Origin of the sequence: Fibrobacter sp. UWB12 (assembly GCF_900142485.1) — a bacterium.
Lineage (GTDB): Bacteria > Fibrobacterota > Fibrobacteria > Fibrobacterales > Fibrobacteraceae > Fibrobacter.
The window spans coordinates 158778-175761 of the sequence record NZ_FRAZ01000007.1 but is presented as its reverse complement, the minus strand read 5'-3'; the positions used below and the strand labels follow the sequence as shown (position 1 = coordinate 175761).

General features: G+C 47.5%; 9 protein-coding genes and 1 tRNA gene. 5 read left to right on the top strand and 5 right to left on the bottom strand.

Going from position 1 to position 16984, the window contains the following annotated elements; genetic code table 11:
• Positions 1-94: 94 nt before the first annotated feature.
• From BUA34_RS12075 to BUA34_RS12060, 4 genes are all read left to right on the top strand, one after another.
• Positions 95-3874 carry a PAS domain-containing hybrid sensor histidine kinase/response regulator gene (locus BUA34_RS12075; RefSeq protein ID WP_072830020.1) on the top strand — a complete coding sequence of 1260 codons (3780 nt, stop codon included), beginning with the start codon at positions 95-97 and terminating at the stop codon, positions 3872-3874.
• Between the two features lie 10 nt (positions 3875-3884).
• Complete coding sequence (locus BUA34_RS12070) at positions 3885-6911, top strand: response regulator (RefSeq protein ID WP_072829949.1); 3027 nt, start codon at positions 3885-3887, stop codon at positions 6909-6911.
• Positions 6912-6998: 87 nt separating this feature from the next.
• Entirely contained in the window at positions 6999-8324 is a 1326-nt protein-coding gene (nhaA, locus tag BUA34_RS12065; RefSeq protein ID WP_072829947.1) for a Na+/H+ antiporter NhaA, read from the top strand.
• A 102-nt stretch (positions 8325-8426) separates the two neighbouring features.
• A complete protein-coding gene (locus BUA34_RS12060; protein ID WP_254794460.1) occupies positions 8427-8783 on the top strand; it encodes a GIY-YIG nuclease family protein in 357 nt (118 codons plus the stop codon).
• On the opposite strand, the gene BUA34_RS12055 is transcribed toward BUA34_RS12060, so the two are convergent.
• The 4 genes from BUA34_RS12055 to BUA34_RS12040 form a co-directional block, all read right to left on the bottom strand.
• A complete protein-coding gene (locus BUA34_RS12055; RefSeq protein ID WP_072829945.1) occupies positions 8769-9539 on the bottom strand; it encodes a sulfite exporter TauE/SafE family protein in 771 nt (256 codons plus the stop codon). The two genes, BUA34_RS12060 and BUA34_RS12055, sit on opposite strands and share 15 nt — an antisense overlap.
• Positions 9536-10795, bottom strand: a complete 1260-nt coding sequence (locus tag BUA34_RS12050; protein ID WP_072829942.1) for a hypothetical protein — start codon at positions 10793-10795, stop codon at positions 9536-9538. Before BUA34_RS12050 ends, BUA34_RS12055 begins: the two co-directional genes overlap by 4 nt.
• Positions 10796-10847: 52 nt before the next feature.
• Complete coding sequence (locus BUA34_RS12045; protein ID WP_072829940.1) at positions 10848-11273, bottom strand: hypothetical protein; 426 nt, start codon at positions 11271-11273, stop codon at positions 10848-10850.
• 192 nt (positions 11274-11465) lie between these two features.
• Entirely contained in the window at positions 11466-14882 is a 3417-nt protein-coding gene (locus BUA34_RS12040) for a transglycosylase domain-containing protein (RefSeq protein WP_072829938.1), read from the bottom strand.
• A gap of 178 nt (positions 14883-15060) precedes the next feature.
• Here BUA34_RS12040 and BUA34_RS12035 point away from each other — a divergent pair.
• Positions 15061-15149 (top strand) — tRNA-Ser (locus tag BUA34_RS12035).
• Positions 15150-15186: 37 nt separating this feature from the next.
• On the opposite strand, the gene BUA34_RS12030 is transcribed toward BUA34_RS12035, so the two are convergent.
• On the bottom strand, positions 15187-16785 hold the full coding sequence (locus tag BUA34_RS12030; RefSeq protein WP_072829936.1) for a GGDEF domain-containing protein: 1599 nt from the start codon (positions 16783-16785) through the stop codon (positions 15187-15189).
• Positions 16786-16984: the final 199 nt, after the last annotated feature.

The window sequence follows — 16984 nt, the reverse complement described above, 5'->3', positions numbered from 1 at the left end:
AAAGTGTTGTTTGCCTTGACATATTTATTTTCGTTGGTTTGAAATATTGATGATAAAACGTATTATTTTTATAAGGTAGTTATGGTAAATGTTTATGGCTGAAAATTTGATTCCCTTGACGACAAATATTCTGGATGCTGTTGGCATCGGTCTTTGGGCTGTTGAAATCGATGAAGGTTGCGCCCCACGGATGATCGCCAACGAAACGATGCTGAAATTGCTCGGCCTTTCGGAAGGTGTTTCTGGGGAAGATATTTTTCATGCCTGGTTCGATAACATTGATCCGGAACATTTTGCCGAAGTGAAGGCGTATGTCGATAAGATGAGCGCTGGTCAGGCGGCTGAAATTCAGTACCCATGGCATTCTCCCGATGGTCGAGTTCGTTTTGTCCGTTGTGGAGGGAACCGTAATTTTGATTATAAAAAAGGTGTACGGCTTGAAGGCTGGCACAAGGATATTACCGAGCTTGCGTTAATCCAGAAAACGGCAGAAGATGAACTGCGTCAAGAAATCACGACGATGGACTTGGATACCAAGCGTGAGCGTTTGCAGAGTGCCCTGAACGAAAAGTTGTACGGAAAGGCAATTCTTGATAAAGCTTACAGTTATTTCAAGGTGAACCTTTCCGAAGGAAATATCTACCGGCCGTTTATTCAAATTGTCGAAGGAAAGTCGGTCGATGTGAGCGAATCGTTTGGCACTGATTTTCCGTCATACGATGCTGTTATACGAAAAATTGCAGATCAACTTGTCGATAAGGAATACAGGAAGGCTTTTGTCCAGCACCTCTCGGCCAAGACGCTTATTGACCAGTTCCAGAAGGGCGATTCAATCCCGGAATATACTTGCAGATTCTATTCGCCGCACATTGGCTGGCACTACAGCCGCTTTGTCTGCTATGTTTCAAAGAATGAAATCTTGAACGAGTACCAGGCAATGATGGTCGCGTACAACGTTTCGGAACAGCAAAAGCAAGATGCTGCCATTCGTGACTGTATCGATGTTCTTTATAAGGAAAACCGTTCAAGGGATGCTGTCGAGGAACTGCTTTCGACGCTTGCTTCTTTTTATGCGGCCGATAGAGCATACATTCTTGAAAGCGACAAGGAAAGGCAAACTCTTAGCAGTACGTATGAATGGTGCCGCAAGGGAATTAGGCCCAACAAGGCGGATCTTCAACGTATTCCGATAGTGTTCTTTAAACCATGGATAGATTCCGTGGGGGACATGGACGCTGTCTATCTCGATTCGCAAAATGACGAGTATGGCGTTTGGGATAGGTTGTATAAAGAATTGCCGGTTCAAGATGTAAAGAGTATAAGCGCCTCGACAATTGTTTCTGACGAAGAACGTTTTGGAGTTCTTGTTCTCGATAATCCGAAGGAATCGCAGAAAAATTTTGCAGTGCTAAAGCTAGTGGCCGGCTTTGCCGAAAACGAAATTAACCGCCGGAAACGCATGGATGAAGATGCTGCCGTGACATCTCTTTTGGCGTCGGATTATTCGTGCATTTTCTATTGCGATTTGGAAGCGGACTTGGTGACTGCACACAAGCTCAATGCGAATATCCAGAAAATGCTTGGCACTTCGCTTGGCGAAAAGACTTATAGCGGGGCCATTGATTTTATTGCAAATAAGGTTGTCTCTCCTGAAAATGTCGACTTTGTTATCAGGAAACTTTCTGTTAAAAATTTAAAGCCGCTTCTCCAGAAAAAAGGCGTCACGAGCTTTGAGTATGTCAACTATGCCGATCGGTTCTGTGAATGTAAGGTTGTTGCCGTAAACAAAAAGCAAAGGGCTTTTGTGATTGGATTTGCCGACAAGGATGAGCAAATCCGTACGGCGCGCATGCACCAGAAAAAGATTGAACAGGATCTTGAAATTATCGATATTTTGGCATCGGAGTATTCTTCGGTCTACTACATTGATCTTGAAAAAGATTCCATTACACCTTATTCCATGAACAAGGAATCGGAATCGCTTTTCGGTAGCCGCTTCCGCTCGGGTGTATTGTATTCTAAGGCGTTTGAAGAATATGTAAATGGTGTTGTCTGGGAACGCGACCGCCAGATGATGCGTGAGGCTGGCGCTATAGAAAACATTAAGCGCGAACTTTCCTTGAGAAAGACGTTTATTACAACGTATCGCGGTAATGTCGATGGTCGCCCGCATTATTGCGAAATGAAATTTGTAAAGGTCGGGAACGAACTCGATAGCCCCAAGGCTGTGGCGCTTGGTTTTGCCGAAAAGGATGATTTGATTCTCAAGGACTTTGTGAACGATATCCTTTATGACGATTACGTGTCCATTTACTTTGTGAATGTCGAGGATAATTCTTTCCGTACTATCAAGTCTTCGAATGTCTCGTGGGTGGAAAAACGCCCCCTGTACAGCACCTACTCCGGTGAAGTCAAGAAAATTAGCGGTCTCGTTTCGGATGATTTTAAGCAGGATTGGCTAAAGCTTTCGAACCTCTTCTATGTGCAGAAGTTCTTGAAAGATGCCGACCAGCGTGAACAGGAATTCAAGATTGAAAGTGGAGAATGGTTGCGCGCTAGGTTTACGACGATTGAGCGTAACGAAGAAAACGAAGTCGTTTCCTTTGTGCTTTCGTTTATGCTCTTGAGCGATGACCAGGTCGAAAAACTTGAACTTGATGCAAAGATTGCCGAGCAGAACGACTTGCTTGAAAAGCAACAGGTCATGTTGCAAAAGGCTCTTTCGATGGCGCAGTCCTCTGACCGTGCAAAGACGGCTTTTCTCTCGAATATGAGCCACGATATCCGTACGCCGATGAATGCGATTGTCGGTTTTACCGGGCTTGCGATGGCGCATATCGACGAAAAGGACGTTGTACTGGATTACTTGAAAAAGCTTGGACAAAGTTCGAATCATTTGCTTTCGTTAATCAATGACGTGTTGGATATGAGCCGGATTGAATCGGGCAAGATGATGCTTTCGGAAAATGCCGAAGATCTCGTTGATATCGTTGACACGCTCAAGGACATTGTGCAGGCTGATGTCGATGCAAAGCATCTTGAGTTTGAAGTGAAAACCGATATCCATAATTCGGGAATCATGTGCGACAAGCTTCGCTTGAATCAAGTGCTCCTGAATGTGCTTTCGAATGCAATTAAGTACACGCAGGCTGGCGGCTCCGTTATGATGCAGGTCGAAGAAAAGGAATCGTCAAAGCCGGGCTTTGCGATGTTTGTGTTCCGCATCAGCGATAATGGCATGGGCATGAACGAAGAATTCCTGAAGACCATTTACGAACCGTTTACGCGTGCGAATTCTTCGACGGTGAGCGGTATTCAGGGAACAGGCCTTGGCATGTCCATCACCAAGAATATCGTGGAAATGATGGGTGGCGATATTGAAATCTTTAGCGAAGAAAATAAGGGTACAGAAGTTATACTGAATATTGAATTCAAGCTCCACAATAAAAATAAAGGGAACTTGAAGAATCCTGTTGTCACGTCAGATTTTGCGGGTCGAAAAATTTTGCTTGTCGAGGACAACGAAATGAACCGCCAAATTGCAAGCGATATCCTTGCCGATTGTGGTTTTGTGGTGTTCACGGCTGAAAATGGAAAAGAAGCTGTTGAATTGATAAAGAAGTCGATGCCCAAGCAGTATGATCTTATCCTAATGGATGTGCAGATGCCTATCATGGATGGCTTTGCCGCAACACGTGCGATTAGAGAACTCCCGGCGCGTTACCAGTCCCGTATACCGATTGTTGCGATGACTGCAAATGCTTTTGAGGAAGATCGCAAGGCTGCGCTTGATGCGGGTATGGATGAACACATATCCAAACCGATAGACATTGATAAAATGAAGTATATTTTGTCCAAGTTCATTAAAAAGTGATGATTTGAAGATGAAGAATATTGATGGTGTCCATAATGAAAAACTGATGAATCGGGATCATCTGTTTTTTGCTGTTCTTTTACTTGTTTTGACAACTTTGGTATTCTTGTTTGTTTGCCAGAAAATATTGAAAATTGTCGAGGACGGTTGCTTTAACAGACTTCGTGAATATGCCGAAGTGGCGTCGAACGAATTTATCATGAGCAATTTGCATTACGGCGGAACGCTCCAGTTTGTGGCCGATGCCTTGGGTGAACGTGCCGACTACTCGACGGATAGCTTGCAGCCGAAACTAGACGAATTGCAGCCATTCTTGCGGGACCAAAAAATAAACATTCTTTTGCCGGGCGATACTGTAATTACGCCGGATGGCACCTTGATGAGTTCCTCAAAATTGGGAATTTCATTTGAAGAAGAGGCTACACCACAATCGCATGTGACTGTACGCCTTGAAAGCGATAAGTTCGAAGAAAAGCTGTTGTACCATTTTGTGCCTATCAAAAGTCATGACCGAGTTGTCGCAGTCGCTTTCTGGAATTTTAGTTTAGGTCTTATCCATCAATACTTGCGTAAGGATAAACGTTACGACCATAAGATGTACGTTTATGTTGTCAACCGTGATGACGGTCGCTTGATTGCCGACACGAAGCACGATTCCCTCAAGAGTATCCGTGACTACGTTAACGAAATGGATAACGAAAAGGGCTTGTTCTCGGCGCTTTTGGATAGCATGCTTGCGGGTGGCACGGGCGAAGGTTGTGTTGAAAATTATTGGGAAGAATCCAATTGCTTCTATTATAAGCCGTTAGCGGTAAATCATTGGAGCATTGCAATTTCATCTCCGAAAAAAGTTGCTTTTGCCTCAATCCATAAAGTCCGCTTTATTCTGCTTTGCTTTGGCTTGGCGGTGCTTGCCCTTTTTGTTGCTTATTATGTGTTGCTCCGTCGCGTGGCGGTACGTTGCTTTGCGGGCGAATCGGATCGTTCCAAACAGGATGATGTAGGTAAAGTCCGTTACATGCAAATGAAACTTCTAGGTCTTTTGTCCAAGAACTTCATTCATATTTACTATGTCAATCCGGAATCGGGCTCGTATGTCGTTTATCCGAGCTTTATGAACGATTTATACAATGAAATTCTCAGCCGCTTTGACTGCAATGTCTCGCTGTACGACATCATGAATAATGATGAACTCACGAAAATCCACAAGGACGATTTGGAACTTTGCCATAGCGTGTTTAACAAGGAAGCGTTCCTTGAAATGATGGGTTCGAATGAATCCCGAAAAGTGGTGGACATGCGCTGGTTCATCAATGGCAACTGGGTCTGGCTGCGCCATACGCTGATTGGTCTTGCCGATGGCAAGGGTGGCGGCTATGTGCTTATTGGTGTTGAAGACGTGAACGATGAAAAGGTCGCTATCGAAGCAGAACGTGAAAGACTTTCCGTGATCAAGGGCCTTTCGGAAGACTTCACGCTCGTGAGCTTTATCAACCCGTCCACACGCGAAGACCATCTTTATTATGTGAAGAAAAACAACTGGGCGGACAACCCGAATTGGCGGAAGGTCGGGAATTTTGAAGACCGCCTGAAGCTGATTGCGAATACGCTTGTGCATCCGGATGACCGTAAGATGTTCATTGACATGACCACTCGCGATGTGGTACGCGAAAAGCTTTCTGCAAAGAGCGCCTATTACGTCAACTACCGTATGATTATCAATGGCGTTGTTGAATATTGGCAGCTCAAGTTTGTGATGGCGGGCAAGGCTCCCGATGCCCAGGAACAGATTGTGGCAGGCTTTATCAGCGTCGATGAATCTACCCGTTTGCAGTTGGAGCAGAAGGAACAGCTCGAAACTCAGGCCGATGCGTTGAAGCAGGCGCTCTCGGCGGCGCAGGCTGCGAACAGTGCTAAAAAGGAATTCCTCAATAGCATAAGCCATGAAATCCGCACCCCGCTCAATGCGGTGATAGGTCTTACTTCAATTGCGACATCGCATTTGGAAGACCGTGAACGTGTTAAGGATTGCCTTGTCAAGATTGACCAGAGCTCGGATCGATTGCTCTCGATTATCAATGACATTCTTGATATGAGCCGAATTGAATCGGGCAAGTTCGACCTCAACGAAACGCCGACGCACTTGTTCGAAGTTATTCATGAAGTGGAACGCGATATCCGCAATGACTTGCAGGCGAAGGAATTGAAATTCGAACTCGACTGCGTCGACATCAATGATGATGAAGTTGTTTGCGACAAGAATCGCTTGCGCCAGGCGCTGCTCAAGATTCTTTCGAACTCGATCAAGTTTACGAGGGAAGGTGGCTCCATATCGATGAGTGTCAAGGAAACGCCGCTTACGAAGTCGAGCTATGCCGCTTACGAGTTCCGCATCAAGGATAACGGTATCGGCATGAGCGAAGAATTCCTCAAGACGGTTTATGAACCGTTCACGAGGGAATTGTCTGCTTCGAAGGAAAATCGCGGCATGGGTCTTGGACTTGCCATTACGAAGAACTCTGTCGAGATGATGGGTGGCCAGATTGAAATCGCGAGCCGCCTGCATGTGGGTACCGAAGTCGTCATGACGTTCGAATTCAAGCTGGTGCAATCCAAGAAGCGCGAAAAGGATGTCGAAAATCTTGCCGATTCGGGCTTTGCCGGAAAGAAAATCCTCTTGGTCGAAGACAATATCCTCAACCGCGAAATTACGATGGAAATCCTCCAAGACAATGGCTTTATCGTGACTGCCGTAGAAGACGGCGATGTGGCTGTGAAAATGCTTTCGAAGGCGACTTCTAGACCGTTTGACGTTATCTTGATGGACGTCCGCATGCCGGTAATGGATGGCTATGAGGCTACTAAACGTATCCGCGCCCTTGACAACAAGGATGTGGCGGGTATTCCGATTGTTGCTATGACCGCCAACGCGTTTGATGAAGACCGCCAGGCTTCTTTCGAAGTGGGCATGAACGAGCATATCGCCAAACCGGTGAGCATCGAGAAGTTGAAAGGCGTCTTGGCGATGTTCTTATAGCAGATTTGTAGTATTATTCCTATTTATGTATTACAATGGGTGTTATGCTAGAAATTTTTTGTAAAAGTTATCTATATTGAAAAACGTATGTCAGCACGAGTAACTAGCAGCGATAAAATTGAAGACATGTTTCCGGAAACCCCGGTACGTAAGATTATCACCCCGATTGAACGCCTGATGAAGGTGGAGACGACGGGCGGCATAGTGCTTATCATTATGACGCTTGCAGCTCTCATTTGGGCGAATCTCAGTCCGTCATCGTACGAGCATTTTTGGCATTTGCCGTTCGTGGTGACCATAGGCAGCTGGGTCGGCTCTGCTGACCTGCACTGGTTCATCAACGATGCCTTGATGACGATATTCTTCTTCAATATCGGTCTTGAAGTCAAGGGCGAAATGACCTACGGCGAACTCCATGACCCGAAGGCGGCGAGCCTCCCGATTATTGCGGCTGCTGGCGGTATGCTTTTCCCGGCTTTGATTTACTTGGCGCTTTGCCCTCCGGGAACTTCGCACGGATGGGGAATCCCCACGGCAACGGATATTGCATTTGTGGTGGGCTGCATGGCAATCTTGGGCAAGAAGGTGCCGCATGCGCTCCGCGTGATGATTTTAACCCTTGCTATTGCAGACGATATCGGTGCTATTCTTGTGATTGCCATTGGTTACCCGAGCGGTGACGGCATCAACTTTGCGGCTCTTGGCATGGCCTTTGTGCTTCTTGCCTTGTTCAACGTGTTCTTCCGCATCGGTGTCCGCAACATGTTGCTGCTCCATTTCACGGGTATTGCCGTGTGGGCGTTCTTTGTCAAGTCTGGCGTTCACCCGACGATTGCGGGCGTGCTCCTTGGCCTCTCCGTGCCCGCAAAGGCCGTGGTGGCGAAAGGCGTGGTGGCCCAGTTTGCAAGTGGCGTAGGCAACGTGCTTTCGGGCGAGACGAAGGACCGCAACGAACAATATGAAGTATTTACGATGCTCAAGCGCGGTGCAAGCGAAAGTGTCTCCTTGCAGGAACGTTTGTACAAGATGCTTGTGCCTTGGGTGAACTTTGCTATCATGCCGATTTTTGCGCTTGCAAATGCCGGTGTCGAAATCAAGCTTGGCGGTCTGGATGTCCCGGTGCTTGGCGCCGTGGCTCTTGCTCTCATTTTCGGTAAGCCCATTGGCATTTTCCTTTTCAGCCTCCTGTCTGTGAAGATTGGCGTTTCCAAGAAGCCGAGTTACTCCTGGAAAGTCCTTTGGGGTGGCGGCATGCTTGCCGGTATCGGGTTTACCATGGCTCTCTTTGTTGCGGGACTCGCTTTTGAAGATGGTGCGAATAAGGATTCCGCAAAACTTGGTATTTTGCTAGGAAGCTTTAGCGCCGCTATTCTTGGCACAATCTACATGAGCATCGTGTCTAAGAAAGAATAGTTGGTGGAGTTTAGAACTTAGGAATGTCATGCCGGCCTCCGAGCCGGCATCTCCATATACAGTTCAAATTGCGTTTTTCTAAAGGCTAATGACTAATGACCAATGACTAAAGCTCACTTCGTCTACATGCTCCGTTGCAAGGGCAATCGCATTTACACTGGCTATGCCGTGGATGTCGATGCCCGCTATGAGGAACATTGCAGTGGGCGTGGAGCGAGATTTACTAAATCGTTCCCGCCAGAATGTGTATTGCGCACGTTCGAACTTGAAACCCGCGAAAAAGCACTCCGCCTAGAAGCCCGTATCAAAAGGCTAAAGCGCCCGCAAAAGGAACTGCTTGCCGCAGGAGATTCTGCGATAGAAAGCGAACTGCGCGCAGGTCTTGGGGAAACGCTTAAAGCCCGTACTGCAAGACTCCGTCGCGAAAAACGCGAACGTGAAAAATTACTTCATCACTAGGTCAACAACGAGCGCGATCGCCATGCCGATGCTACAGACGCTGATGAATCGTTGGATGAACTTGTTCCCTTTTTTGCGCTGCGTAAAACTGCCGAGGTAACCGCCAAGCCAGGCGCCTGCAGCCATGATAATGGCGATGGGCCAGTCAATTTTCCCTGCGATGCCGAGTGCAACCGTGCTTACAATCAGGAATACGTTCGTGAGCGCATTCTTGATGGCGTTCACGTGAATCGGATCAAGTCCCGTGTAGCGCGTGAGCCCGAAAATTTGTACAAAACCCACGCCAACTTGCACAATGCATCCGTAAACCGCGATAGCGAAAAATCCGATGGCGCCTTTGACGGTAAGCTTTTCGGGAGGGGTCTCAGGAGGCTTTCCGAGAATGTCCTTGCGCAAGTTACTCATGACCACCACAAGGCAAATCACGACGGCAAGAATTGCTTGAAATAGCTTGTCACCAATGCGGACCAAGAAGCATGCGCCAAGGAGTGCACCGAAGAATGTCGGCAACAGTAGCTGCAAGAAAATTTTCTTGTTCAGGTAGCCGTGACGCGCAAGATTGAAAGCGCTGCTGAAATTCCCGATGATAAGTCCGATGCGGTTTGTGCCGTTTGCGACAGTCGCGGGGAGCCCGAGGAAAATCATGATAGGGAGGCTAAGCGTGGAACCGCCGCCTGCGATGCTGTTGATAAGGCTTACGACTGCACCCAAGATAAAGAATGCCGGGTACTGGGCGTAATTCCACCAGTCTGTCACTTGGCGAGTTCCTTTTCAATAAACTTTCTGTTGCTTTCGACTTTTTCGCGCTGCGTTGTTTCCGGGAATTCCGCAAGGCACTTGTCGAGCGGTGCAATAGCGTCGTTCAGCAATTTCTTTTTCTTTGCTTCATCCGTCTGCTTTAAGGACTTGGCAAAAATTTGCGATGTCGTTTTGCGCTGCTTGTTGCAGTATGCATCGGCAAGGACTATGTATTTTTCATTTGCTTCTTTGCGGTACTTGCTCGATTTGAGCTTATTCAACAAGTCCTTTGCTTTTTCGAACTTTTCGTTTGCAATAAGCGTGTCTGCTTGAGCGAGAGCCTTTTCGGGGTCGTTCTTTTCCCACATTTTTGCAGTTTCAGAATCGAGCGATTTTTCAAGTTCATCGACATGCTTCAAGAAATCTTGCACATGCAGCGTGTCTTCGAAATCGCGGTAACGGATGCGGAATGTCTCTGTCTGCTTGCGGGCTTCGGCAAATTGTGCCTTTTCGTCGGCCAGAACTTTGATTTCGTTAAATTCCTTTGTTGCTTTTTTGAGCGTGTTCGTATAAGCGATTTTCTTTTGCCCGGCTGCCCAGTTTGCGAGCGAATCGCCCGGAGCGAGTTGTGCAATCAAACTGTCGGCGGTTTCGGAAACCATGCTGTACGAGGCCTGTACACGGTTCATGTTTTGAATCTGGAGTGCCATGGATTCAAATTCTTTTGCTTTTTCTTCACGGCGCTTTCCAAAGTCGTTGCGCAATGTATCCGAGTAAGCTTGCCATTCTTGCCACATGGGGGCGATGGATGAGAAACTGTTTAGAATAACAGATGCGGAATCTGTTTGGCCTGCTCTGCTGAGCGTGTCGGCGTAGCTAAAAACGTAGTTTGCGAGTGCCGGGAATGCCTTGTACGGATCCATTGTCGTTTCGAGCGTGCAATGCGAAAAATGCGTCTTGTCGCACGGCGGCAACATCATCAAAACGGTATCGACTCTAGTTTGTACAATAACGGATGGCGTTTGGTCTTGGCTCGGGGCGGGCAAGTTGAATTGGTCGAGCAACTGCGTTGCGCTATCGCCAGTAACGACCTGCATTTCGGTATGTGTGCCGGTTTGCGTTTCTGCAGATTGAATGGTGTCTTGCCCTAAAATAATCGGCTTTTGTACGGGTGTTGCTTCTGGAGCCGGGCATTGGCTTGTTCCAATACATGCCGTGAGCGAAATCGCAGCGGTAAATGAAGCTATCTGAACGAAAATAGTTGATTTAGACATGAAACGCTCCGAAAAAGTTCTATCCAAAAGATAGAAAATTCCGGATGTTTTATTACGTCTTTTCTTGTGCCTGCTGACTGTATTTATATCCATTGTATATTAAAATAGGTAGCCCGATTAGCGTGCAAATGACGCCCATGAACGTCAACTTGCCGGCTTCTACAGCTTCGCCCACAGCATCGCCAATGCGTTCTTTGGATTTCTTGTTCGATTTGTCCTTGGATTCGTTCGGGCTTGTTGCAGACATGAAACACAAAATCCCGAAAACGGTGAGGCCACTTCCAAGAATTATGCCATCTTTACCGGGCTCGGCTTCTGTATCGCTACTTTTATTTGCAACGATATTTTTATAAAAATCAATGTTGTCGAATTTAGATTCGAACTTGGAAAATGTTGAGGAATTTTGTGCAGCATTTGCACTGCAAATGAGTGAACTTGTTAGTAAGAATACGAAAAGGATATTCTTCAAGAAATTCATTTTGGCTACCTCTTTTTTTAGGGTAACCAGAAATATATATGTAGAATTGCAGTACAATAAAACCCCCGTGATTCGTGTCACCGGGGGGCTTTATTTAGGTTTTTGTGGCTTAGGGCTCCGTTTTGCCTTTATTGAGCTCTAATGGCCATTTTTGTGAGAATAGAATGTAATTTCATTACATTTTCGATTATTCTATTCTGTATCAACTTCGATAGGAACAAATGCATTTTTGCTGTTGAAGTTTTCCGGCAAATCCCAGTCGTCATCCTTGGGCATGGCGGCTTGCGGCTTGGGCGGCTGAATCTCCTTGACCGTTTGCGGAACCGTAACGACTTGCGCTGTTCCTTGCTGCGGAGCTACGCTTGGCGCTGGGGTTGCGGGCTTCGGCTGTGTTGTGGCCGCTTCTTCTGTGGCGCGCTTGATAGAATCGGCCTTCATGACTTCGGAAACAGGCCTTGCATCAGCAGGGATTGCTTGCTGAGTCTGCTGGGCAGTAGCGGGCTGTGCCACGCTGGGAGCGGTTCCCTGTGCTTTCGCTGTGGAATCTGTTGCGGTTCCCGTTTGCGGAGGCGTGCTTGTTTGCGGCATCGGCAAGCTTACGACAATTCCCGACTTTGCAATAGTTTCTGCGGCAATCTTTTGCACTTGCGGCGGCGTGAATCCCGGAACGTCAAGCCACGGGAGCGGGCGACCTTTTTCGCCGTTCACCAAAGCTTCACCTGTCATCGGGTCAACTGTGAGTTCTCCGCGTTCGTTTGTCAGCATCAGCGGAACTTCGCCTGTGGCGAGCATCGAAATGTCTAGGAAGTCAATCTGTTTCGGGAGCCCGAGAATGTCCATTTCTTCTTTTGCAAATGCAGCCCATTGCGGAAGGCCACCCGAAGCACCTGCAATACGTGTACGTCCCGATTTCAAAGGTTTGTTATCGTCAAAGCCTACATAGCTTCCGATAGCAATAACGCTATCCAGTGCTACGCCGTTCTTTTCCTTGACGTATGTCGGGAGCGCGCCCAAGAAAGCCACGTTCCTGTAATCGTTTGTTGTACCCGTCTTGCCCATTACCGGGAAGCGGAGCTTGGAAGCGCCTTCGGGATTCTTGATGCTGAGTGCCGAAAGCTGGCTATGAGCCGTACCATTCGTAAATACGGAGCGCAACATGACGCCGACTTGAGTCGTTACAGTGTCGTCGAGCACAACTTTCGATTCCATCTTGTTTCTAAAGATGACGCGTCCATCGCGGTTGCGGATTTCCTTGATAAAGCAGGGTTCCGTCCAATCAGCATCCTTGCATTTGAAAATTTTACCGGTGAGAATGGTCTGGTAGGCGGTGCTGATTTCTGCAAGCGTAATGTCGTTTACGCCGAGCGGCATACTGAACACTCTTTGCAACTTTTGACGGATACCGATTTCATTTGCAAAGCGTGCGTAGTCGGCCATCGAGAGTGCACGGCGGTAATCCGGCCAGTAACGCAAATGAGCCATGTCGTAGTAATCGGCATCGCTGTCTACAGGCTCAATCATGGCGTTCAAGCGCTTAAAGTCTGCAAGTGTGAAGTTGTCTATAAGTTGCACGGAATCAAGCGGCTGCAAGTTTACAGATTCATCAGGGTCGAGTTCCTGAATTTCACGGGCGCGCCAAATTTCAGAATAACGTTTAAAGTTGTGGTTGACATACTTTGTAATCTTCGGGTCTCTCTTTGCTTGTTTTAGCCCGATGTCGTTGAACATGCCGTAACGCAAATTCTGCACGGCGCGAGCCTGCAAAATCTTGCCATCGTTCATGTAACGCTCTACAAGTGCGTCGCGTGCCTTCGTGAATTCGATTTCACGCTTGACTTCTTCTTTCATCATGAGACCGTACTTGTCGCGCAGTCGTTCAACAAACTTGATACGTTCTTCGCCAGGTTCGCGGGCAAAACCGTTTTCGCGGGCAACGTCCTCGAATTCCTTGTCGGAGAGTTTGTCTAAAAGATGTTCCAGAAGCCAAATACTTGCAATGTTTTCAGAACGCGTGGCAGCCCAAGCGATGCTTACAACGTCACCCTTGTTCTTGTGGTCCGGGCGCGGGAAGTAGAACTGGTTGCCGTATTGGAATGCGTTGAATTCGTTTTCGAGATTGTCGAGGTAGTTCCAGTGGTACTTGAGAGCTAGTGCGTAAAGAATCGGCTTCCAGCTAGAACCGAGCTGGCGGAGAGCCTTGAAGCTACGGTCAAATCCGGTGTTATGGAACCCGCCTTGGCTGGCGAGCACCTTGCCGTTCTGGATGGCGACCAGGGCGCCTTGCAGTACCGGTTCCGTTTCGATTTTGCACGGAGCGTAACCATCGATCGGAGTTTCGTCGATAATGCTCACGAGGAGAATGGCGCCCGGCTTGAGCTGGGTCGCGAGAATCTTGTTCACATCGCCGCCGGCGAGTTTTGCAAAATCGTTGACCGCCTGTTCCGTGACAATGCCCTTGAGCTGTCCGAAGTTGAGCTTGAGCGATTGGAGCCTGCCGGTAGTATCGTAGAATACGCTATCCACGGCGCCGTACAGGTAGTCGCCTTTGCGGGCGTTGCGGGCGCGGTTTGCAAATTGAGCCTTGGGGAGTACAAAACCGCCGAGTTGCAATTGCAGGTTGCTGATGTTTGTCTGCAATGCGCGCTTGGCAGCATCTTGCGACTTGGCATTCAAAGTTGTCGTGATTTCGAGCTGTGCCTTACGCCAGTCCTCGATGCCTTCCTGCTGGAAAAGTTCGTGGAAAAAGTCGCTGTCGAGGCGTTCTTCCAAGCGTTCGAGCGTTGTGCTCATGGTAAAGCGGAAGTTGCCGTGGTTAAATTCCAATGGCTTTGCAAGTGCCGCGTCCATGTCGGCCTGTTCGATGTAGCCTTCTTCGACCATGCGTCCGAGCACGTACTTGAGTCGTGCTTCTCCGCGTTCGAGAGCTTTCTGCCTGCGTTCTTCGGTGCGCTGGATGAACGGGTCGTAGTTGAACGGGCCCTTGACCGAGCCTGCGATGAATGCGCATTCGGCAAGCGTCAGGTCCTTGAGTTCCTTGTTGAAGAAGTATTGAGCTGCAATGGCAACGCCTTTACCCGTACCCGAAACGTGGAACTGGTTCAGGTAGAATTCCAGGATGTCTTCCTTGGAAAAATGCTTTTCCATGCGGAGCGCGTTCAAGAATTCCTTCAGCTTTTCCTTGACGCTACGTTCTTCGCGGCCAAAAATGTTCTTGACGGCCTGCTGCGTAAGCGAGGAACCGCCTTGGCTCATCCTTCCGGATTTGACGTTGTTGACCATGGCGCGCATGAATCCCTTGAGGTCGTAGCCGTTGTGGGTCCAGTAACGGGAGTCTTCGGCTGCAATAAGGGCGTTAATGAGGTTTACCGGAATATCGCCGTAGGGGACGTAAACACGGTGGTTTGCGTCAAAGAAGGCTCCCAACAGGTTTTCACCGTCTTCATAGAAAACGCGGGTTTCGCCCGAGAGCACCTGCAAAATGGTCGTGCGGTTGAAAAGGTTGTCCGGGTCGCGTTCGGGGAGGATTTTGAACACGACAATATAAAAGGGAATGTAGCATATCAAGGCTACGAGAAAGAAAGCAACTGTAATTTTGACAAACTTATTCATATTTTACGTAACTTATTGACTGTTAACGACTTACAAGATATAAAAGTTTTTGGGGTGTGTCCTGTGAAATGGGACTCATCATGTAAAAAATACGCTTATTTGCAAGGAAAAACAACGAAATTGGCTCTTACCCCTTGAAAATTTGCTGAAAATTTTTTAAAATTAGTGTCCCCAAGATGGGAAGATGGCCGAGTTGGCCGAAGGCGCGTCCCTGCTAAGGACGTATAGGACTTAATCCTATCGCGAGTTCGAATCTCGCTCTTCCCGCTGAAAAGCCCCGAGTCATTCGACTCGGGGTTTTTTCTTAACGTCCTTTTTTCATTTTGCTCTTGTCGATGTACATAAAGGTATCCGCGCGTTTGAGCACGTCCTTTACGCTTTCGTCAATTTGACTGCTGTAGTCTGCCATTCCCGCTGCAAACGAAATACGTTCTTTCGGGGATTTTGACTTGAGATTGACGGATGTTCTGAGCTTTTCGAATAATTCAGTACGTTGTTCGTATTGAGTATCGTAAAGGATGATGACAAATTCGTCGCCACCGATGCGGAATACGGGGCTGTGGCTAAACACATTGCAGAAAACCTTGCAACAATTCTTGAGGTATTCGTTACCCATGTCGTGTCCGAAGTTGTCGTTCATGTATTTCAAGTCGTTTACGTCGCATTCTACAATAGCGAACCTGATTTTGTGCCCTTGCTTAATTTGATTGTCGATAAGATTACATTTGACCTTGAATGCGGCGGCGCTCCCGATTCCTGTGAGCGGGTCCTTGTTCGCGATAAGCTTTGTATGCTGGAGGTCCTTTCTTAACTTTTGGGCGGTTTCTTCGAGGCGGTGTTCTTCTTCGACGTTCGTAATACCGACAATAAAAGCTTGTGAATTGCTCTTGTCGCTTGCAATTTTTAAGCGGTAGTGTTCCGTGCGTTCGTCAATATTTGCAAGGAATGGAATCGTGTAGTAAGGGGCCGTCTGCAAGATATCGATGCACTTGTCGAGGGTCGATTTTTCAATAAATTCGCTAAACTCGTTGGGAACGTAAATGCGTCTCATCAGGTCGTCAAAGCTCTTGGGATCCGATGAATTGCGGCCTTCCCAAAGAAGGGGGGCGAACTTTTCGCTCACCTGGAAATACTTGGCTTGTTTTTTGGCCGTGTTCACGTACACGACCAAGTCATAGTCGGCGGAGAGTCCGGAGATGATGACAGCCCTTTGCGAAAGGTCTCTGTTCCTGCTGATTTTTGAAATGAAGAATGCATAGATTGTGCAGCAACCGAGCATGAATCCGATAGAGTCGCAAGGAGCGAGGATATACACTTTCTGGAGCAGACCGCAAAGGACGGGGGCGAGAATAAATAAAAAACCCGCAGCGTAGTGACGTCGTGTGCCGACGTTTTTTGCACTCGCAATCCTGTATGCTGTAAAAAGACCGATGACGAAGAACGTGAAATATTGGCTGTAGTAGAGGAGGTTCCTGCCTGCACGTACAATATAAACGCCTTCGGCAGAAACGTCGAAAATGAACCTGGACCTGTAATTTATTACGAGTAATACAAGCTGGAACAAGACAAGCGAAATCGAAAGCATCTTGGCCGGGATTGCCTTGTCGCGTTCGATATTGATAAAATTGAGGATATAGCTCAGCCAGATGTAGGCGAGTATTGCCGCTGCCGCGTGTGAAATGGATGACGAAATGAAAAAGTATTCGATGTTGAAAATGGTGCCGCTACCGAAAAGGCCCCAAACGCCGTCTTGAAGGCAGAAGAAGGTCACCCAGTACGAAAGCCGTGAAAAGTCCTTGTCGGTTTTTTCGCTTTTGTCCAATACCAACTTGAACTGATTCATGAAAATCAGCAAGACGAGAGCACAAGTAAATGAAAGAACTGAATAAAGCGGATTGGCCATATGCACCTATAAACCCCACATGCAATATAAGAATTTTATAATCATTTTGCAATGTCATGCTGGAACCGTTATCCTTGACCTGTCATTCTGGAGCCGAAGGCGATAGAAACCATTATTTCTTGTATAAACATTTGGCGATAATGGCGATTTTTTCTCGAAAAAAAAGGCGTTTTTCTAAAAAATTCTTGACTTTTACGTT